This window comes from Nocardioides guangzhouensis (assembly GCF_004519545.1).
GTDB classification, from domain to species: Bacteria; Actinomycetota; Actinomycetes; order Propionibacteriales; family Nocardioidaceae; genus Nocardioides; species Nocardioides guangzhouensis.
Genome location: NZ_SDKM01000038.1, coordinates 23802 through 43601, shown reverse-complemented (window position 1 = coordinate 43601; position 19800 = coordinate 23802). Strand labels below are relative to the sequence as shown.

General features: G+C 72.2%; 21 protein-coding genes. 12 read left to right on the top strand and 9 right to left on the bottom strand.

What is annotated here, in order from left to right; translation table 11 throughout:
• Window positions 1–206: 206 nt before the first annotated feature.
• Window positions 207–587: a hypothetical protein gene (locus tag EKO23_RS20315; RefSeq protein WP_134720111.1), complete on the top strand. Its 381-nt coding sequence runs from the start codon at window positions 207–209 to the stop codon at window positions 585–587.
• On the opposite strand, the gene EKO23_RS20310 is transcribed toward EKO23_RS20315, so the two are convergent.
• Together EKO23_RS20310 and EKO23_RS20305 are read right to left on the bottom strand one after the other, a co-directional pair.
• On the bottom strand, window positions 584–1237 hold the full coding sequence (locus EKO23_RS20310) for a response regulator (protein WP_134720109.1): 654 nt from the start codon (window positions 1235–1237) through the stop codon (window positions 584–586). The genes EKO23_RS20315 and EKO23_RS20310 overlap by 4 nt on opposite strands.
• Window positions 1234–2349, bottom strand: a complete 1116-nt coding sequence (locus EKO23_RS20305; RefSeq protein ID WP_134720107.1) for a sensor histidine kinase — start codon at window positions 2347–2349, stop codon at window positions 1234–1236. Before EKO23_RS20305 ends, EKO23_RS20310 begins: the two co-directional genes overlap by 4 nt.
• A gap of 150 nt (window positions 2350–2499) precedes the next feature.
• Here EKO23_RS20305 and EKO23_RS20300 point away from each other — a divergent pair, with 150 nt between their 5' ends.
• From EKO23_RS20300 to EKO23_RS20260, 9 genes are all read left to right on the top strand, one after another.
• Window positions 2500–3186: a hypothetical protein gene (locus EKO23_RS20300; RefSeq protein ID WP_134720105.1), complete on the top strand. Its 687-nt coding sequence runs from the start codon at window positions 2500–2502 to the stop codon at window positions 3184–3186.
• Between the two features lie 113 nt (window positions 3187–3299).
• Complete coding sequence (locus EKO23_RS20295) at window positions 3300–4091, top strand: S-methyl-5'-thioadenosine phosphorylase (RefSeq protein ID WP_217702722.1); 792 nt, start codon at window positions 3300–3302, stop codon at window positions 4089–4091.
• A 213-nt stretch (window positions 4092–4304) separates the two neighbouring features.
• Window positions 4305–5345: a recombinase RecA gene (gene recA, locus EKO23_RS20290; RefSeq protein WP_134720124.1), complete on the top strand. Its 1041-nt coding sequence runs from the start codon at window positions 4305–4307 to the stop codon at window positions 5343–5345.
• Entirely contained in the window at window positions 5335–6018 is a 684-nt protein-coding gene (locus EKO23_RS20285; RefSeq protein WP_134720103.1) for a regulatory protein RecX, read from the top strand. Before recA ends, EKO23_RS20285 begins: the two co-directional genes overlap by 11 nt.
• A 53-nt stretch (window positions 6019–6071) precedes the next feature.
• Window positions 6072–6563, top strand: coding sequence for a phosphoribosyltransferase (locus EKO23_RS20280; protein ID WP_134720102.1), 492 nt, complete (start codon window positions 6072–6074; stop codon window positions 6561–6563).
• Window positions 6564–6615: 52 nt separating this feature from the next.
• Window positions 6616–7320 (top strand): GNAT family N-acetyltransferase, encoded by a 705-nt coding sequence (locus EKO23_RS20275; protein ID WP_134720100.1) that lies wholly within the window; start codon window positions 6616–6618, stop codon window positions 7318–7320.
• Window positions 7321–7340: 20 nt separating this feature from the next.
• Entirely contained in the window at window positions 7341–8192 is an 852-nt protein-coding gene (locus EKO23_RS20270; protein WP_134720098.1) for a polyphosphate kinase 2 family protein, read from the top strand.
• The gene (locus EKO23_RS20265; RefSeq protein WP_246051210.1) at window positions 8189–9019 is read left to right on the top strand and encodes a HipA family kinase; all 831 of its coding nucleotides are present in this window, start codon (window positions 8189–8191) and stop codon (window positions 9017–9019) included. The genes EKO23_RS20270 and EKO23_RS20265 overlap by 4 nt, the downstream gene beginning before the upstream one ends.
• Window positions 9016–9399 carry a DUF3037 domain-containing protein gene (locus EKO23_RS20260; RefSeq protein WP_134720096.1) on the top strand — a complete coding sequence of 128 codons (384 nt, stop codon included), beginning with the start codon at window positions 9016–9018 and terminating at the stop codon, window positions 9397–9399. The genes EKO23_RS20265 and EKO23_RS20260 overlap by 4 nt, the downstream gene beginning before the upstream one ends.
• A gap of 90 nt (window positions 9400–9489) precedes the next feature.
• On the opposite strand, the gene EKO23_RS20255 is transcribed toward EKO23_RS20260, so the two are convergent.
• The 4 genes from EKO23_RS20255 to EKO23_RS20240 all read right to left on the bottom strand — a co-directional run bounded on the left by EKO23_RS20255 (window position 9490) and on the right by EKO23_RS20240 (window position 12953).
• Window positions 9490–10233: a sirohydrochlorin chelatase gene (locus EKO23_RS20255; protein WP_134720094.1), complete on the bottom strand. Its 744-nt coding sequence runs from the start codon at window positions 10231–10233 to the stop codon at window positions 9490–9492.
• 73 nt (window positions 10234–10306) lie between these two features.
• Window positions 10307–11053, bottom strand: a complete 747-nt coding sequence (locus EKO23_RS20250) for a phosphoadenylyl-sulfate reductase (protein WP_134720092.1) — start codon at window positions 11051–11053, stop codon at window positions 10307–10309.
• Window positions 11050–11235, bottom strand: coding sequence for a hypothetical protein (locus EKO23_RS20245; protein ID WP_134720090.1), 186 nt, complete (start codon window positions 11233–11235; stop codon window positions 11050–11052). The genes EKO23_RS20250 and EKO23_RS20245 overlap by 4 nt, the downstream gene beginning before the upstream one ends.
• Complete coding sequence (locus EKO23_RS20240; RefSeq protein ID WP_134720088.1) at window positions 11235–12953, bottom strand: nitrite/sulfite reductase; 1719 nt, start codon at window positions 12951–12953, stop codon at window positions 11235–11237. The genes EKO23_RS20245 and EKO23_RS20240 overlap by 1 nt, the downstream gene beginning before the upstream one ends.
• Window positions 12954–13291: 338 nt before the next feature.
• Between EKO23_RS20240 and EKO23_RS20235 the strand changes: the two genes are divergently transcribed.
• A complete protein-coding gene (locus EKO23_RS20235) occupies window positions 13292–14731 on the top strand; it encodes a glycine hydroxymethyltransferase (RefSeq protein ID WP_134720086.1) in 1440 nt (479 codons plus the stop codon).
• On the opposite strand, the gene EKO23_RS20230 is transcribed toward EKO23_RS20235, so the two are convergent.
• Window positions 14710–15312, bottom strand: a complete 603-nt coding sequence (locus EKO23_RS20230) for a hypothetical protein (RefSeq protein WP_134720084.1) — start codon at window positions 15310–15312, stop codon at window positions 14710–14712. The two genes, EKO23_RS20235 and EKO23_RS20230, sit on opposite strands and share 22 nt — an antisense overlap.
• A 94-nt stretch (window positions 15313–15406) precedes the next feature.
• Here EKO23_RS20230 and EKO23_RS20225 point away from each other — a divergent pair, with 94 nt between their 5' ends.
• Window positions 15407–18181, top strand: a complete 2775-nt coding sequence (locus EKO23_RS20225; protein ID WP_134720082.1) for an alpha-amylase family glycosyl hydrolase — start codon at window positions 15407–15409, stop codon at window positions 18179–18181.
• A 10-nt stretch (window positions 18182–18191) separates the two neighbouring features.
• Here EKO23_RS20225 and EKO23_RS20220 read toward each other — a convergent pair whose 3' ends face one another.
• Both EKO23_RS20220 and glgA read right to left on the bottom strand, forming a co-directional pair.
• Entirely contained in the window at window positions 18192–18515 is a 324-nt protein-coding gene (locus EKO23_RS20220; RefSeq protein ID WP_134720080.1) for a hypothetical protein, read from the bottom strand.
• Window positions 18516–18598: 83 nt separating this feature from the next.
• Window positions 18599–19792, bottom strand: coding sequence for a glycogen synthase (gene glgA / locus EKO23_RS20215; protein WP_134720078.1), 1194 nt, complete (start codon window positions 19790–19792; stop codon window positions 18599–18601).
• Window positions 19793–19800 lie beyond the last annotated feature (8 nt).

Genomic DNA, 19800 nt, shown 5'->3' with positions numbered 1-19800 from the left:
CTTGCCGGCCGAGGTGCCCGGTCTTGCTGGCCGAGGTGCCCGGTCTCGACGAGCTGTGCACGTTGCGGTGGTTTCGAGACGCTCGCTGGCGCTCGCTCCTCCACCACTGCAGGACGCCGAGCGGTCGCGCCTTGCCACCGACACGAACCCCGGGGTGGACGGGCAACCGCTGACAGGTGTCGGTCCGGCGGGTTAGCGTGCCGGACGTGAGACGCCACCCGCACGAGAACGTCGCGACCGTGCTCGTGGACCCGCACGTGCTGGCGGACCTCGAGCTCGAGCTGATGTCGCTCGACCTGCGGGTGTGGCCGATCCGGACGGCGCCGGTGTGCAGCGACGGGCCGCGCACGGCGTTCCAGGTCCGGCGCGAGCTGCTGATGAAGCACCGCGGCGCGTGGGACTGCGCGGCGCAGTGGGTGCCGGTGTGGATCGGGTTCGGCGCCTCCTGGCTGCGCGGCGACGAGCCGCTGCCGTGGGCCGCCCACCGGGCGCTGTGGCAGGCCCTCGACGCGCGCCCCGACCACGTGCGGTTCCACCGCCGGCTCGGGGGAGTGCGCCGCTTGCCGCTGCCCGAGGAAGCCGTCTAGCCGCTGCCCGGTCGCACGAGGCCGCTCTCGTAGGCCAGCACCACCGCCTGCACCCGGGTCACCGCGCCGAGCTTCGCGAGCACCCGGTTGACGTGCGTCTTCACCGTCGCCTGCGCCACCACCAGCTCCGCGGCGATGTCGTCGTTCGAGAGCCCGCGAGCCATCAGCCGCAGCACCTGCCGCTCCCGGTCGGTCAGCTCCGCCATGGTGTCGGCCCCGTCACGCGCTGGTGGGTGCCGGAGGTACTCCTCGATCAGCCGCGTGGTCAGGCTCGGCGCCAGCAGCGTCTCGCCGGCGCACACGGTCCGGATCCCCTCGACCAGCCGGTCCGGCGGTGTGGCCTTGAGGAGGAAGCCGGACGCCCCGGCGGCCAGCGCGTCGTACACATAATGGTCGAGGTCGTACGTCGTGAGCACCAGCACCCGGGTCGCCAGGTCGTCGTCGGTGATCGCCCGGGTCGCCGCGATCCCGTCCATCACCGGCATCCGGATATCCATCAGCACCACGTCCGGCTGCGTCTCCCGCACCACCGCGACCGCCTCACGCCCGTCGCCGGCGACCCCGACCACGTCGCAGCCCCGCGCCTCGAGCACCAGCTGCAGCCCGGTCCGCACCAGCTCCTGGTCGTCGGCCACGACCACCCGGGTCACCGGGCGCCCTCCACGGCGAGCGGGATGTCGACGTCGAGCACGAAGCCGGTCTCGGGGGTGTCGCCGGTGCGCAACGTCCCGCCGAGCAGCGAGACCCGCTCGGCCATGCCCTGCAGCCCGAGTCCCGATCCCTGCGCGTGCGCCCGCCCCACCCGGTTCGCGCACGAGATGACCAGCCGGTCCGGGCCGGCCGCCACCCGCAGCCGCACCGGCCCGTCGGCGTACTTGAGCGCGTTGGTCAGCGCCTCCTGCACCACCCGGTACGCCGACACGTCGGCGCCGCCGGTCAGCGGCGCGGCCGGGAGGTCGAGGTCCGCCTCGACGTCGAGCCCGTGGGCGCGGAAGTCGGCGACCAGCGCCGGCAGGTCGGCCAGTCCCGGCGCCGGGCGCAGCCCGAGCTCGTCGCCGTCGTCGCGGATCAGGTGCAGCAGCCGACCGGTCTCCGCCAGGGCACGCCGCCCGGTGTCGGCGACGTTGTCGAGCAGCTCGACGGCGCGCGCCGGGTCGAGCCGCACGAGGTCCTGCGCCGCCGCGGTCTGCACGACCATCGCGCTCAGCGAGTGGGCGATCACGTCGTGCAGCTCGCGCGCGATCCGGTCCCGCTCCTCGCGCACCGCCTGGTCGCGGATCAGCGCCTGCTGCCGCCGCAGCTGCTCGGACTGGTCGGCCAGGCGCCGGACCACCCGCCCGAAGACGTACGGCGGGCTGAGCAGCGCCAGTGCGAAGACGACGTCAGAGAGGTCGTGCATCCGGTCGTCGGCGAACATGTAGTCGCTGGCGAGGACGGCAAGGATCACGGCGATGCCCGCCAGTCCGCGGTAGCCCGCGATCCAGCGCGCGAACGAGTAGCACGAGACCGCCATCACCAGGATCGGCGCGGACACGTCGTTCAGCTCGGTCCCCGCCCACGGCATCGTGAGCACGACGAGCGTCGCCGAGGTCCCGGACACCAGCGGGAACCGCCGGCGGAGCACGAGCAGGACCGACGCCACTCCTTCGAGCAGGAGTGCCCACTCCCACCCGCCCGGTTGCACGCTGAGGAGCTCGACGACGCCGAGCGCGTAGATCGAGGCCGGGACAAGGACGTCCCAGGCGCGTAGCCGGATGCCCACCCTCCGAGGTTAGGCCCGGCGCGGGTGCACCTGGCGTCAAACCCAGGGTGGAGAAATGGACCCACCCCGGCGCCGACGACCCGGGGCTCACGCGTTCCTAGCGTGGACGGACAGTGGCGCCGAGCGGGCGCCGGGCGAGGGGAGGATCTCATGTTCGAGTCGGCGGAGGCGCAGCGGCGGATCGGTCGCTTCGCGTGGTGGATGGCGTGGTTCGGACTGGTTGCGGGCCAGCTGCATGCGCTGGCCAGGTTCCGGACCGAGGACGGGAAGTCCGACCTCGACTACCCGCTGACGGCGGCGTGGGCGGAGCCGGCGGACAAGCTCCTCGACCCGTTGCTGGGCTGGGCGTCCCCGGACGTCGTGTACCTGACTTTCGGCAAGATCTGGCTCCCGGTGTTCGTGGCCTACACGCTCTGCGCGATCGTCGTACGACGGCGCCGGCAGCCCACCGGTGCGGAGAAGTGGGCGTGGCGCATCGTGGTCCCGGCGTTCGTCGCCGCCTGTGCCTGCGTCGCGGCGGAGTACTGGCTGCAGTGGACCTCGCTGGACTACGGCCTGCTGGACACGGTGTTCCTGGTGACCATCCCGGTGCTGCTGGTCAACGTCCTGGGCACCACGTTCCTCGGGATCGTGCTGATCCGCCGTCGCGGTGTCGGTCTGCCGGCGTGGCTGCTGGCCTGCCACCTCCCGGCGATGGTCGTGATCCCGATGGTGACGTCGCTGGGCAGCACGGTGCTGCCGACCGCGTTCGCGTTCGGCATCCTCGGCCGGCGGATCGCCCGCGCCGAGAGCCCGGAGCGCGTGACGGGACCGGTGGTGGCGTCGACGGGGGCCTGACGGCGCGGTGTCCGTCCGGGGCACGGAGCAGCCGGCGTACCGCGTCGAGGTGCGCCGGCTGCTCGTCGCCCGTCGGCCGGGCCGGCGTCGACCTGAGTGGCAGAGTGGCGGCCGTGAGCACGCACCGCGCGGACGTGGCCGTCATCGGCGGCAGCGGGTTCTACTCGTTCCTCGAGGACTCTGAGGAGGTGTCGGTCCGGACGCCGTACGGCGACCCGTCGGCGCAGGTGGCGATCGGCACCTGCGCGGGACGCCGGGTGGCGTTCCTGCCGCGGCACGGCGCCGGGCACGCGTTCCCGCCGCACGCGATCAACTACCGCGCCAACCCGTGGGCGCTGCGCAGCGTCGGGGTCCGGCAGGTGCTGGGACCGTGCGCGGTCGGCGGCCTGCTGCCGTCGGTGGCGACCGGAGACCTGGTGGTGCCCGACCAGCTGGTCGACCGGACGTGGCGGAGGGCCGGCAGCTACGTCGAGTCCGGTGCGGTGCACCTGCCGTTCGCCGATCCGTACTGCCCGCGCCTGCGCACCCGCCTGATCGCGGAGGTGGACGTCGCCGACGGCGGGACGATGGTCGTCGTGGAGGGTCCGCGGTTCTCCACCCGCGAGGAGTCGCAGCACTACGCGGCCCAGGGCTGGAGCCTCGTCAACATGACCGGTGCTCCCGAGGCGGCGCTGGCCCGGGAGATGCGGCTCTGCTACGCCACGCTCGCGCTGGTCACCGACATGGACGCCGGTGTCGAGGAGGGCGAGGGCGTCGGCCAGGAGGAGATCTTCGCGCTGTTCGCCCGCAACGTGGAGCGGCTCAAGGACCTGCTGACACGGGTGATCGGCGACCTGCCGGACCCGGCCGGCTGCACCTGCGACACGTGGGCCGGGGGGCTCGCGCTGAGCTACGACCTGCCCTGAGCCGGGCCCGACCGACGAGTCCTCACGGGACGGCGTGTCGGGGGCCGGGTCGAACACGTGTTCGGTAGTGTCGGGCCCGACAACGGTGGTGCGCTGGTCGACGTTATCCCCAGGCGGTCCGGGACCGGATCGAGCTTGTCGGTGATCCCGTCTAGCGTCCACGACGACAACGACGTGCAGGACACGACCCACCGATCCGAGGGGAAGCAGGACATGGCCGGAGACCGCGAGAAGTCGCTCGACGTAGCACTCGCCAACATCGAGAAGCAGTTCGGCAAGGGGTCGGTGATGCGGCTCGGCGACGACTCCCGCGCACCGCTCGAGGTGATCCCGACGGGCGCCATCGCGCTCGACGTCGCGCTGGGCCTCGGTGGCCTCCCGCGCGGCCGGGTGGTCGAGATCTACGGTCCGGAGTCCTCCGGAAAGACCACGGTCGCCCTGCACGCGGTGGCCAGTGCCCAGCGCGCCGGCGGCATCGTGGCGTTCATCGACGCCGAGCACGCCCTCGACCCGGAGTACGCCAAGAACCTCGGCGTCGACACCGACGCGCTGCTGGTCTCCCAGCCGGACTCCGGCGAGCAGGCGCTCGAGATCGCCGACATGCTGATCCGCTCCGGCGCGCTCGACCTGATCGTCATCGACTCGGTCGCCGCCCTGGTGCCCCGGGCCGAGATCGAGGGCGAGATGGGCGACAGCCACGTCGGCCTCCAGGCCCGGCTGATGAGCCAGGCGCTGCGCAAGATGACCGGTGCGCTCAACAACTCCAACACGACCGCGATCTTCATCAACCAGCTGCGCGAGAAGATCGGCGTCATGTTCGGCTCGCCCGAGACCACGACCGGTGGCCGGGCGCTGAAGTTCTACGCCTCGGTCCGCCTCGACGTGCGTCGCATCGAGACCCTCAAGGACGGCCAGGAGATGGTCGGCAACCGGACCCGGGTCAAGGTCGTCAAGAACAAGGTCGCCCCGCCGTTCAAGCAGGCCGAGTTCGACATCATGTACGGCAAGGGCATCAGCCGCGAGGGCGGCCTGATCGACGTCGGCGTGGAGGCGGGTCTCGTCCGCAAGGCCGGCGCCTGGTACACCTACGAGGGCGACCAGCTCGGCCAGGGCAAGGAGAACGCCCGGTCCTTCCTCAAGGACAACCCGGACCTCGCCAACGAGCTCGAGAAGAAGATCCTCGAGAAGCTCGGCGTCGGCCCGACCGTCGACCAGCCGGCGCCGGCCGACCCGCTGGGTGTCGATGACTTCTGACCTCCCCGCCGATCCCTCCTTCGAGACACCTGGTTCCTCGGCTCCTCAGACCGGGTGGCAGGGAGACGTCTCCGCCGGGGTCGCTGCCTGGACGGGCGGCACCCCGGCGGACGCACCGGACGCGGCCGTCCCGCCGGAGGACACGCTCGGCCCCGAACCCGACCAGGAGGACGTGGCCCGCAAGATCCTGCTCGACCAGCTGACCGGGCAGGCCCGCAGCCGGCAGGAGCTCGCCGACCGGTTGGCCAAGCGCAACGTCCCGGACGAGGTCGCCACCCGGCTGCTCGACCGGTTCGAGGAGGTCGGGCTGGTCGACGACGAGGCTTTCGCCCGGTCGTGGATCGCCTCGCGCCGCTCTGTTGACTCCGGGGGAGGCAAGGGCCTGGCCCGTCGGGCGCTCGCCCAGGAGCTGCGCCGCAAGGGTGTGGCCGACGAGGTCGCCCGCGAGGCGCTCGACGAGATCGACCCCGACGACGAGGAGGCGGCGGCCCGGCGGCTGGTCCGCAAGAAGCTCCGATCGATGCGTGGCCTCGAGCCGGTGGTCGCGACCCGGCGCCTGGCGGGGATGCTGGCCCGCAAGGGCTACCCGCCCGGGCTGGCGTTCGCGGTGGTTCGCGACGAGCTCGACGGGGTCGGGGACGACCTCGACGACGACGTGACGTTCGACGACTGAGACCTCGGCCACCGGGGCCCGGCCGGACGCAGGCGGCGTGTCACGATGACGCGGTGAGTGACGAGCACGAGGTCCTGACGTACGACGCGTTCGGCACCGCGTGCCGCGAGCTGGCACAGGCCGTGGCCGACGACGGCTACCGGCCGGACATGGTCCTCGCGATCGCCCGCGGCGGGCTCGGGCTCGGTATGGGCCTCGGCTACGCGCTGGCGGTGAAGAACCTCAGCGTGGTGAACGTCGAGTTCTACACGGGCATCGACGAGCGTCTGGACGTGCCGATCATGCTGCCGCCCACCCCGGCCGTGGTGGACCTCTCCGGGCTGCGGATCCTGATCGCCGACGACGTCGCCGACACCGGCCGCACCTTGGAGATCGTGCACGAGTTCGTCGCCGACCACGTCGCCGAGGCCCGGACCGCGGTGATCTACGCGAAGCCGCACTCGGTGATCAAGCCCGACTACGTCTGGCGCCGCACCGCGCGCTGGATCGACTTCCCCTGGTCGGTGCTGCCGCCCGTCGTCGACCCCGACGCGCTCGGACACTGAGGCCAGCCGCAAACCAGGAGAGCGGCGCGGGACCGCCTACTAGCCTTGCCGCATGAGCACACCGGTCGTGGTGCACCTCGGCTCCCGCGAGCTCACCGGCGTCGCCCGCAACGGCGAGGCCTGGGCGGCCGCGGCCCGTCGGGTGGCCGCGAGCGCCACCGGGGACCCGGTGGCCCGCGACCTGTCCGGGGAGGTCAAGCACTTCGCCATCGACCACGACCTCACCGTGGCGCTCCGGCCGATGACCCGCGGGGACCTGCCCACGGTGGCGCGCTGGCGGCAGGCGCCGCACGTGCACCGCTGGTGGCAGGCAGACGGCGACCCGACCGAGGAGAACGTCACGACGCAGTACGGTCCGGACATCGACGGCATGACGCCGACCCGGATCTGGGTGGCGGAGGTCAACGGCCGGTCGATCGGGTTCGTGCAGGACTACCGGCTCGCGGACTACCCGGAGTACGCCCTGCTGACCCCGGTGCCCGGCGCGATCGGCGTCGACTACGCGATCGGTGACGAGCAGTGGCTCGGCCGTGGCCTCGGCACCCGGATCCTCTGGGCGTGGACGCTGCGGTCGCGGCACCGCTTCGCCGACGCGACGGCGTACTTCGCGGCGCCGGACCACAGGAACGAGGCCTCGCTGCGGGTGCTCGACAAGACCGGCTTCGTCCGCGGCACGTGGTTCGACGAGCCGCAGTCGGACGGGTCCACCGACACCGTGATCGGGTGCACGTTCGACGTGCGCACGATCCTCGGTTGAGGGCCCGTAGGGTTCGGTCCATGACGATTCCCTTCGGCGACGCGCTCCGGCTCCGGAGCGGTCCGGTCGACCTCACCGCGATCGACCCGAACGGGAAGCCGGCCTTCGACGGTGACAAGGCGGACGGCGAGGAGGCGCTGCCGACCCTCGGACCCGACCTCGCCGACCTGCAGGAGCGGTTGTTCGCCGAGCGCAGCGCCGGCTCGGAGCGCAGCGTGCTGCTGGTGCTCCAGGGGATGGACACCTCGGGCAAGGGCGGCGTGCTGCGGCACACCGTCGGGCTGGTCGACCCGCAGGGCGTCAAGATCACCAGCTTCAAGGCGCCCACCGAGGAGGAGCGGGTACACGACTTCCTCTGGCGGGTCCACCGGGCGCTGCCCGGCCCGGGCCTGATCGGCGTCTTCGACCGGTCGCACTACGAGGACGTGCTCATCGCCCGGGTGCGCTCGCTGGCGCCGACCGAGGAGATCGAGCGCCGGTACGACGCGATCAACGACTTCGAGCGTGAGCTCGTCGCGGGCAGCACCACGGTCGTGAAGTGCATGCTGCACGTCTCGGCCGAGGAGCAGAAGCAGCGGCTGCTGGCCCGGCTCGACGACCCGACCAAGCACTGGAAGTTCAACCCCGGTGACGTCGACGAGCGCGCCCTGTGGCCGGCGTACCGCGAGGCCTACGAGATCGCGCTGGAACGCACCAACACCGACGTCGCGCCCTGGTACGTCGTGCCCGCCGACCGCAAGTGGTACCGCAACCTGGCCATCGGCCACCTGCTGCTCGAGACCCTGCGCGGGCTGGATCCGCAGTGGCCGGCGGCGGACTTCGACGTCGAGGAGCAGAAGCAGCGGCTGGCCGACGAGGCCCCGGTCGCATGAGCGGCGGCAGCGGGACCGGCACCGAGATCGGCACCGAGATCGGCACCGAGACGGGCACCCGGGTGATCCCGACCGTCGCCGTCACCCGGTACGTCACGCCCCTGCGCGAGGGTGGCTCGCTGCCCGGCATCGTCGAGGCCGAGGACCTCGGCACCTACGTCTGCAAGTTCCGGGGCGCCGGCCAGGGACTGCGGGTGCTGGTCGCCGAGGTGATCGTCTCCGGGCTGGCCCGTCGGATCGGGCTGCGCACGCCGTCGCTGGTGGCCCTCCAGCTCGACGCGGACATCGCCCGCTACGAGGCCGACGAGGAGGTGCAGGACCTGATCAACGCCAGCCTCGGGCTCAACCTCGGCATCGACTTCCTGCCCGGCGCGTTCGGCTTCGACGGCGACCTGCCGACCGGCGACGGGGTGGCCGCGCGGGTGCTGTGGCTCGACGCGTTCACCGCGAACGTCGACCGCACCTGGCGCAACCCCAACCTGCTGTTCTGGCACGGCGACCTGTGGGTGATCGACCACGGCGCCTCGCTCTACTTCCACCACGCCTGGTCGGGCGGCGTGACCGACCCGGCCCGGTTCGCGGCGCTGCCCTGGGACCCGGCCGACCACGTGCTGCGCGAGAAGGCGGTCGGCCTGGCCGAGGTCGACCGCGAGGTGTCGGCGCTGCTCGACGAGGACGTCTTCGCCGCGGTGCTGGACGAGGTGCCCGACGCCTGGCTGGAACCGGTGCCCGGGGCCGAGACGCCCGACGCCCTGCGCGCGGCGTACGTCCGCTTCCTGGTCGCCCGCCTGGGCACCCGGCAGTGGCTCCCGGGAGGTGTCGCGTGAGCGAGCGCCTGCCCTACCAGTACGTCGTGCTGCGCTGCGTGCCGCGCGCGGACCGGGAGGAGTTCCTCAACATCGGCGTGGTGCTCTACTGCCAGGCCGCGGACTTCCTCGAGGTGGCCTGGCAGGCCGAGCGCGAGCGGCTGCTCGCGCTCGACCCCCGGCTGGACGTCGAGCAGGTGTGCGCCGGCCTGGCGTTCGTCGAGGGCGTGTGTGCCGGGGACGAGCGCGGGGGAGTGGTGGCCCACCAGCCGATCGGCACCCGCTTCGGCTTCCTCAAGGCACCGAGGTCGACGGTGCTGCAGCCCGGCCCGGTGCACGGTGGCACCACCGCCGACCCGGCCCGCGAGCTGGACCGGCTGCTCAGCGCCCTGGTCGCCTGACCCCCGCGCCGGCGACGTCCCCGGACGGTCCGTGACGGTGCGCCAGTGCGGCGGACCCGGACGTCACGGACCGTCCCAGTGTGGGTCAGGTCAGACCGGGACCAGCTCCACCGCGCCGACGGCGTAGCGGGCCAGCACCGTCCGGGCCAGCTCCGGGTGCGCGCCGAGCGGCTCGGAGACCGCGACCGCACCGGCCTCGACCGCGAGCTCGCCGGCCCGGTCCGGCAGGAAGCCCGGAGCCAGGAACAGCGAGGCGACCGCGATGTGGCGGCGGCCCTCGGCCCGGAAGGCCCGCACCGCCTCGCCGGTGGCCGGTGGCGAGGCGGACGCGAACGCCGCCTTCACCGGGAGCTTGTGCCGGGTGCCCCAGACGCGGGCCAGCCGCTGCACGGCCTGGTTGGCCAGCGGGTCGCTGGAGCCGGCCGCAGCCAGAACGAGGGCGTCGAGCTCGCGGATCCGGGCGGACTTGAGCGCCTCGCGCATGCGCAGGTCGAGCACCTCGAGGAAGGCCGGCTCCATGCCGAGCACCCTGGTGGCCCGGATCCGGAGCCCCTCGTGCTTCGCCGTCTGCTCCGCGATCGCGGACGGGACGTCGACCTTGGCGTGGTAGGCCTCGGTGAGCAGGAGCGGGACGACCACGATCTCGTCGAAGCCGGCGCGGACGAGCTTGTTGACCGCCGTCGCGAAGGACGGCTTGGAGAGCTCGAGGAACGCGGGCTCGATCCGCAGGTCGGGGCGGAGCGCACGGACCTCGTCCACCAGCGCGGTGATGGTGGCGGCGGACCGCGGGTCGCGGCTTCCGTGGGCCAGGGCGATGAGTGCCGGTGCAGCCATCAGACCGGACTCCCTTCTCGGGTGGTGATGAGAACGACGCCGTTGTCGCAGGTGCTGTCGGGGATCGGTCGGTTCACGAGTGGATCCCGCACTCGGTCTTGTTGGTGCCGGCCCAGCGCCCGCTGCGCGGATCCTCGCCGGGGGCGACGCGCCGGGTGCACGGCCAGCACCCGATCGACGGGTAGCCGTCCTGCACGAGCGGGTTCACCAGCACGCCGTTGTCGGCGATGTAGCGCTCGACGTGCTCGTCGGACCAGCGGGCGATGGGGGAGACCTTGACCTTCCCCTTCTTCGCGTCCCAGCCGATCACCGGCGCGATCACCCGGTTGTGGGTCTCGGCCCGGCGCAGCCCGGTCGCCCAGGCGTCGTACTCCGCGAGCGAGTCCTGCAGCGGCTGCACCTTGCGGAGCTTGCAGCACAGGTCCGGGTCGGTCTTCCAGAGGTCCTTGCCGTACGTTGCGTCCTGCTCGGCGACGGTCTGCACCGGCTCGATGGTGAGCAGGTTGACCGGCAGCGTCGCCTCGACGGCGTCGCGGGTGCCGATGGTCTCGACGAAGTGGTAGCCGGTGTCGAGGAACACCACGTCGATCCCCGGGGCCACGGTGGAGGCCAGGTGCGCGAGCACCGCGTCGCCCATGGAGGACGTGATGCAGAACCGCTTGCCGAAGGTCGCGACGGCCCACTCGATGATGTGCTCGGCGGGCGCCAGCTCCAGCTCGGCGCCGACGTGCGAGACCAGCTCGCGCAGCTCCTCGGGCGAGCGGCCCTCGGTGTGGGTGGCCCGGTTGGTGCGGGCGGCCTGGGTGGTGGCGGCGGTCATGACTCGGCTCCTGACGCTCCCGAGGGCGACCTCGTCGGGGCGACGAGGCCGAGCATCTTCACGGTGAAGGCCCGCAGGCACGAGCGGCACTCCCAGCTGCCGTGCGCGCCCTCGTGGGGCCAGAGGTTCTCGTCCCCGCAGTAGGGGCAGTGGAACGGGACGGCCCGGGTGCTCGCGGACATCAGACCGCCTCCAGCGCCTTCTCGCCGCGCAGCAGCTGCTCGTCCGCGCGGGCGACCCAGGCCGCGAACGACTCGTCCGCCGCGCGGTCGACCAGGAACGCCTGCACGACGTTGGTGACGTAGTCGTCGAGGCCGGTGCTGGTGACCTTGTGCGCCCGCAGCTTGCGGCCGAAGTTGGCCTGGAGCCCGGTGGCCCCGCCCAGGTGGACCTGGAAGCCCTCGACCTGGTTGCCGTCTGAGTCCAGCACCAGCTGGCCCTTGAGCCCGATGTCCGCGACCTGGGTGCGGGCGCAGGCGTTCGGGCAGCCGTTGACGTTCACCGAGATCGGGGTGTCGAGGTCGGGGAAGCGGCGCTCCAGCTCGGCGACGAGGTCGCGGGCGCGGTTCTTGGTGTCGACGATCGCCAGCTTGCAGAACTCGATGCCGGTGCAGGCCATCGTGTTGCGGCGCCACTGCGACGGCCGGGCCGAGAGCCCGATCGCGTCGAGCCGCTCGAGCAGGGCGTCGACCCGGTCGCCGTCCACGCCGATCAGCACGATCTTCTGGTACGGCGTGAGGCGGGCGCCGGCGGCGCCGAACTCCTCGATCAGGTCGGCGAGCTGCACCAGCAGGGTGCCGGAGACCCGGCCGGCGGTGGGGGCGACCCCGACGTAGAACCGGCCGTCCTTCTGCTCGTGCACGCCGACGTGGTCGCGGTGACCGACCGGCGAGTCCGGCGACGGGTTCGAGACCAGCGCTCGTCCGAGGTACTCGTTCTCGAGCACCTCCCGGAACTTCTCCACGCCCCAGTCGGCGACCAGGAACTTGAGCCGGGCGCGCGAGCGGAGGCGGCGGTAGCCGTAGTCGCGGAAGATCGAGGCCACGCCCTCCCAGGCGTCGGCGACCTGGTCCAGCGGGATCCAGACACCGAGCTTCTGCGCCAGCATCGGGTTGGTCGAGAGGCCGCCGCCGACCCAGAGGTCGAACCCGGGGCCGTGCTCGGGGTGGACGGTGCCGACGAACGCGACGTCGTTGGTCTCGGGGGAGACGTCGTGGCTGGGGTGGCCGGTGACCGCGGTCTTGAACTTCCGGGGGAGGTTCGAGAACTGCGGGTTGCCGATGTAGCGGCGGAAGATCTCGTCCAGGGCCGGGCTGCCGTCGATGATCTCGTCCTTGGCGACCCCGGCGACCGGGGAGCCGAGGAACGGCCGCGGCGAGTCGCCGCACGCCTCGAGGCTGCTCAGCCCGGCGGCGTCGAGCCGGTCCCAGATCGCGGGCACGTCCTCGATCCGGATCCAGTGGTACTGGATGTTCTCCCGGTCGGTGACGTCGGCGGTGTCGCGGGCGAAGTCGACGCCGATGGTGCCGAGGGCGCGGACCGCATCGGCGGTGAGCAGCTGGCCGTCGGAGCGGACCCGCAGCATGAAGTAGTGGTCGTCGAGCTCCTCCTCCTCGAGCACCGCGGTCTTGCCGCCGTCGATCCCCGGCTTGCGCTGGGTGTAGAGGCCCATCCACCGGAACCGGCCGCGCAGGTCGGCGGGGTCGATCGAGTCGAAGCCGCGCCGCGAGTAGATGTGCAGGATGCGGTCGCGCACGTTGAGCGGGTCGTCGTCCTTCTTCGACTGCTCGTTCTTGTTCAGCGGCTCGGTGTAGCCGAACGACCACTGGCCCTCGGCCCGCTTGGGGCGCGGCACGTCGGTCCGGCTGGGCGGCTGGGACTGGAAACGCAGGTCAGGCACGGGAGTGGTCCTTGATCGCTGAGGGCCGCGCGCGTCGTTGGGCGCGGAGAGAGAAGGTCTTCTGGCGGCGGGTTTCAGCGGGGCCAACACATCATGCTGCGGGTGCGCCCGAGGTCCACGTGGCGTCGTACCACGAGGTGGGTGTGCGTCGCAGCGCTGATCATGGCCATGAGTCTCAACGGGCGGACGCCCTTCCCACAAGCGTGAATCTCATGATGTGGGACCAGAATCCACGATGTGGACACCCGGTGAGCGTGCCGAGCGGGCGATTCGGCCGGAACGTGCGCCACGTCACGCCCCCGCCGCCCGTCCGGGTGCCCAGTCACTACGCTGTGCCCATGACCGACCTGTCTGCCGCCGCCAGCTCCGCCTACCGCCAGGCCCTCGACGTGATCGCGTCGGTCGAGCCGCGGATCGCCGAGGCCACCCGGAAGGAGCTCGCGGACCAGCGCTCGTCGCTCAAGCTCATCGCCAGCGAGAACTACGCGTCCCCGGCGGTGTTGCTCACGATGGGCACCTGGTTCAGCGACAAGTACGCCGAGGGCACCATCGGTCACCGCTTCTATGCCGGCTGCCAGAACGTCGACACCGTGGAGGCGCTGGCCGCCGAGCACGCCCGCGAGCTGTTCGGCGCGCCGTACGCCTATGCCCAGCCGCACTCCGGCATCGACGCCAACCTGGTGGCGTTCTGGTCGATCCTCGCCCACCGGGTCGAGGGCCCGTGGCTGGAGAAGTTCTCGGTGAAGTCGGTCAACGACCTGTCCGAGGCGGACTGGGAGTCGCTGCGCGCCGAGCTGGGCAACCAGCGGCTGCTCGGCATGTCGCTCGACGCCGGGGGCCACCTGACGCACGGCTTCCGGCCGAACATCAGCGGCAAGATGTTCCACCAGCAGCAGTACGGCACCGACCCCGAGACCGGCCTGCTCGACTACGACGCGGTGCGGGCGAAGGCGCGCGAGTTCAAGCCGCTGGTGATCGTGGCCGGCTACTCCGCCTACCCGCGCCGGGTGAACTTCGCGAAGATGCGCGAGATCGCCGACGAGGTGGGCGCCACCCTCATGGTCGACATGGCGCACTTCGCGGGCCTGGTCGCCGGCAAGGTGTTCACCGGCGACGAGGACCCGGTGCCGTTCGCCCACGTCACCACCACGACCACCCACAAGTCCCTGCGCGGCCCGCGCGGCGGCATGGTGCTGGCCACCGAGGAGTTCGCCCCGTCGGTCGACCGTGGGTGCCCGATGGTGCTCGGCGGCCCGCTCTCGCACGTGATGGCGGCCAAGGCGGTCGCACTGGCCGAGGCCCGGCAGCCGGAGTTCCGCACCTACGCCCAGCACATCGCCGACAACGCCAAGTCCCTGGCCGACGGCTTCCTGTCCCGCGGGGCCCGGCTGGTCACGGGCGGCACCGACAACCACCTCGTGCTGCTCGACGTCAGCTCGTTCGGGCTCACCGGACGCCAGGCCGAGGCGGCGCTGCTCGACGCGGGCGTGGTCACCAACCGCAACTCGATCCCCTCCGACCCGAACGGCGCCTGGTACACCTCCGGCATACGCTTCGGCACCCCGGCGCTCACCACTCGCGGCTTCGGCCACGACGAGTTCGACCGGGTCGCGGAGCTGGTCGTCGACGTGCTGCGCAACACCCAGCCCGGCACCACGAAGGCGGGCGGTCCGTCGAAGGCGTCGTACGTGCTGGCGGACGGCGTCGCAGAGCGCACCCACGCGGCCTCGCAGGAGATGCTCGACGCGAACCCGCTCTACCCCGGCCTCGAGCTCTGACGGGTGCCGGTCCCACGGGTGCCGAGCAGGATCGCGGCGACGAGGTAGAGCAGCCCCACCAGGACGCCGGTGCCGACGGCCTCGGAGGTGCCCCACGGGCCGGCCAGCAGGCCGACCAGGCCGCCGGCGACCAGCGTGTTCACGATGAGCAGCAGCACCCACGTGCTGCCCAGCAGGCGAGCGACCGACGGTGGCTCCGGCGCACCGGAGCCCAGGTGCGCGGCGCCGTCCGGGTCGAGCTCGGCGAGCGCGTCCTCCAGGCGGTCGAGCGCGAGCGACAGCCGGCGCTCGTCGCCGGTGGCGTGGACGGCCCGGACCAGCGTGAGGCTGCCGGTGACCAATGCGGCCAGGCCGAGGCCGGCGGCGAGCCACCGGAAGCGGTCGTCGTACCCGGTCTCCTGCACGACCAGGGCCAGGGTGACCAGCACGGCGGAGGTCATGGTGAGCTGGGCGGTCACCCGGCCGGCCAGCTCGCTCCGGTTCTGGCCGCGGGCGGCGAGCAGCCCGGCGTGCCCGGTCCCGAGCACCTGGGCGTGCACGTCGGGATCGGCCGGCGGCGGGTTCGGGACGGGGTCCTCCATGTCGAGAGCGTACGGCGGTTCCCGCCGGGTGTGACCTCTGTTACGTTGCCGACACCCCCGTCCGCGCATCAGTCGAATTTCCCGGGAGCAGCTCATGCGCACGTCTCGTCCTGCCGTCCTCACCGCCGCCACCGCCGCGCTCGCCCTGGCGCTCACCTCGGCCCCCGTGGCCCAGGCTGACCCATCCGGAGAGGGGGACCAGGGATCGGACCGGGCCGGGCACTCGCTGCGCGGCCCCGTGACGGACGAGACCTTCTACTTCGTCATGGCCGACCGGTTCGCGAACGGCGACACCGGCAACGACACCGGCGGCCTCGGCTCCGACCCGCTGGTCTCGGGCTTCGACCCGACGAGGAAGGGCTTCTACAACGGCGGCGACCTCAAGGGGCTGCTCGGCAAGCTCGACTACATCCAGGGCCTCGGCACGGACTCGATCTGGCTGACGCCCAGCTTCAAGAACAAGGCGGTCCAGCTGGAGGACGGCCCTTCTGCCGGCTACCACGGCTACTGGATCACCGACTTCACCCGGATCGACCCGCACCTCGGCAGCAACGCGGACCTGGCTGCGCTCATCGACGCCGCGCACGACCGCGGGATGAAGGTCTACTTCGACATCATCACCAACCAGACCGCCGACGTGATCGGCTACGAGGAGGGTGCGCGGACGGCGTACGTCCCGAAGGACACCGAGCCCTACCGCACCGCCGCGGGCCAGCCGTTCGACGACCGCGACTACGCCGGCACCGGCACGTTCCCGCAGCTCGACCCGCAGACGTCGTTCCCCCACAAGCCGGTCCTCGAGCCGGGGGAGGAGAACCTCAAGGTCCCGGCCTGGCTGAACGACACGACGCTCTACCACAACCGCGGCAACACGACGTTCACCGGCGAGGACTCGCAGTACGGCGACTTCTTCGGCCTCGACGACCTGTTCACCGAGAACCCGCGCGTGGTCGACGGCTTCATCGACATCTACCGCACCTGGGTCAAGGACTTCGGGGTGGACGGGTTCCGCATCGACACCATGAAGCACGTCGACGACGAGTTCTGGAAGGCGTTCGGGCCCGGGCTCGTCGACTACGCCAAGGCCAACGGCAAGCCGGACTTCTTCATGTTCGGCGAGGTCTTCGACCAGACCAAGAGCTACACCTCGCACTTCACCACCGAGGACGGCATGCAGGCGGTGCTGGACTTCCCGTTCCAGGACGCTGCCCGCAAGTACGCCTCGCAGGGACGGTCGGCGGCCGACCTGGAGTCGTTCTTCGAGAGCGACGACTGGTACACCGACGCCGACTCCAACGTCTACGAGCTGCCGACCTTCCTCGGCAACCACGACATGGGGCGGATCGGCCAGTTCGTGGTCTCCGACAACCCGGACGCCGGTGACGCGGAGTGGACGGCCCGTGACCGGCTGGCCCACGAGCTCATGTACTTCTCGCGCGGCAACCCGGTCGTCTACTACGGCGACGAGCAGGGCTTCACCGGCGCGTCCGGCGGCGACCAGAACGCGCGGCAGACCATGTTCGCGAGCAAGGTGCCGGACTACCTCGACGACGACCTGCTCGGCACCTCCCGCACGCACGCGCAGGACAACTTCGAGGCCTCGCACCCGCTCTACCGGCAGATCGCCGCGTTGGCCGACCTCGCGCGCCGGCACCCGGCGCTGCGCGACGGCGCCCACCAGATGCGCTTCGCCGCGAACGGCACGGGCGTGGTCGCGTTCTCGCGGACCGACCGCGAGGAGCAGCGGGAGTACGTCGTGGCGCTCAACAACAGCGAGTCGCCGGAGACCGTGACCGTCCCGACGTACTCGCCCGGCATGGGCTTCGCCAAGGTGTACGGCGACGCGGCGGCCTCGGCGACCACCGGCGCCGACCGCGGTCTCCCGGTCACGGTGCCGCCGCTGTCCACGGTCGTCTACCGCGCCGACGGGACGGTGGCCCGGTCGCAGCACGCACCGGCCGTCGCGCTCGACGACGTGGCCCCGGCGCCCGTGTCCCGCAGCCGGATGCACGTGGGTGCCGACGTGGCCGGCGACTCGTTCTACGAGGTGACCTTCCAGGTCCGCGGGCCGCAGGGGTCGTGGCGGTCGATCGGGACCGACGACACCGCGCCGTACCAGGTCTTCCACGACACCGCGGCCCTGGATCCCGGCACCCGCCTGCAGTACCGCGCGCTGGTGCTCGACAACGCCGGCCACGTGCGGCCCAGCGCGCCGCGGTCGACGCAGGTCCCGTCGCCGTCGATCAGGGTCAGCACGCCTTCCGACGGCGGGACCGTCACCAACATCGACCCGGTGACCGTCAAGGCTGTGGTCGACCCGGAGCGGCCCAGCCAGTCGGTGCGGTTCGAGCGCCGGGTAGGCGACGGCGCGTGGACGGTGCTCGGCACCGACACCTCCTCGCCGGAGCACGTCGTGACCGACGACGTGGAGGCGCTGCCGCTGGGCAGCCGGGTGAGCTACCGCGCGGTGCTGCTCGAGGCCGGGCAGCCGGCGGTGACCGCTGCACCGGTGACGGTGACGACCGCGGAGCCCAAGCCGGCCCGCACCTCGGTGACCGTGGCCGGCAGCCTGCAGAGCGAGATCGGGTGCGTGAACGCGGCGGGCCAGCCGACCGACTGGGACCCCGCCTGCGCGGCGAGCCACCTGTCGTTCGACAAGACGGACGGGCTGTGGCACGGCACCTGGACCCTGCCGGCCGGCAGCCACGAGTGGAAGGTCGCGATCAACGACTCGTGGACCGAGAACTACGGCGCCGGCGGCGCGGCGGGCGGCAGCAACCTGGCGCTGACCGTGCCCGAGGGCGGCGCGACGTACCGCTTCACCTGGAACCAGGTGACGCACGTCCCGTCGGCCGCCGAGGTCCCCTAGGTCCCCTGGCTCAGGAGAGGCTGGCGACCGTGGCGTACGTCCCCTCGTACGCCCGGTCGTCGGCGTCGTCGCGCACCCTGTCGCCGGACCCCTCGTGCGGTCGCGGGCGCGGCACCGTCGCCTCCGGCAGCGCGTACGACGCCGCGCTGATCGCCTCGACCCGGACCAGGAACTGGCCCTCCGCACCGCTGTCCAGGATCACGCCGTGCCCATCGCAGGACAGCGGCGTCCCCGTGATCCAGTTCCCCTCCACGAGCACCCGGACCCGCTGGCCGAGGCCCTCCGCGCGCGACAGGAACGTCCCCATCGTGTAGATCGTGCTCACCGATGCCATGTCGGCCTCCCCCGAAGCTCGAATGAGCCTCGACGGTACGTCGCGCGGGCGCGCGGCGTGGCGAGTTGCCGAAATACTGGGGTTCAGCCGCCGAGCGTGCCGCGGTAGACGGCCAGGGTCTGCTCGGCGATCGCCGGCCAGCTGAACGACTCCTGCGCACGCGCCCGGCCGGCCCGGCCGTACGCCGCCGCCCGGTCCGGGTCTCCGGTCGCCTCGACCAGCGCCGCGGCCAGGTCGGCGACGTACTGCTCGGGGTCGAGCGGGGTGCCGGTGCCGTCGGTGGCCTGCTCGATCGGCACCAGCCAGCCGGTCTCGCCGTGCACGACGACCTCGGGGATGCCGCCGGTGGCGGTGGCCACCACCGCGGTGTCGCACGCCATCGCCTCGAGGTTGACGATGCCCAGCGGCTCGTAGATCGACGGGCAGGCGAAGACCGTGGCCTGGGTCAGCAACGCGATCACGTCGGCCCGGGGGAGCATCTCGGGGATCCACACGACCCCGCTGCGGGTGGCGGCCAGCCCGTCGACCAGCCCCCGCACCTCGGACTCGATCTCGCGGGTGTCCGGTGCCCCTGCGCACAGCACCAGCTGCACCTCGGGGTCGAGCTCGGCGGCCGCGCGCAGGAACAGCGGCAGCCCCTTCTGCCGGGTGATCCGCCCGACGAACACCACGCTGGGCCGGTCCGGGTCGACGCCGTGCGCGCGGACCAGGTCGGCGTTCGGGGTCGGGGTCCACATCTCCGTGTCGATCCCGTTGTGGACGACGTGCACCGTGGCCGGGTCGACCTCGGGGTAGCTGCGGAGCACGTCGTCGCGCATCGCGCCGCTCACCGCGATCACCGCGGCCGCCGCCTCGTACGCCGTCTTCTCGGCCCAGCTGGACACGGCGTACCCGCCGCCCAGCTGCTCGGCCTTCCAGGGCCGCATCGGCTCGAGGCTGTGCGCGGTCACCACGTGCGGGATGCCGTGCAGCAGCGAGGCGAGGTGGCCGCCCATGTTGGCGTACCAGGTGTGGGAGTGGACGACGTCCGCCCCGGCGACCGGGCCGGCCATGGCCAGGTCGACCCCGAGCGTGCGGATCGCGCCGTTGGCCGCGGCCAGCTCGACCGGCTCGGCGTACGACGACGTGCCCTCCTCCGTGCGCTCCGCCCCGAAGGCGTGCACCCGGGTGTCGACGTCGTCGCGCGCCCGCAGCGCGCGGACCAGCTCGGCCACGTGCACACCGGCGCCGCCGTAGATCTCCGGGGGGTACTCCTTGCTCAGGATGTCCACGCGCATGGGGGAAA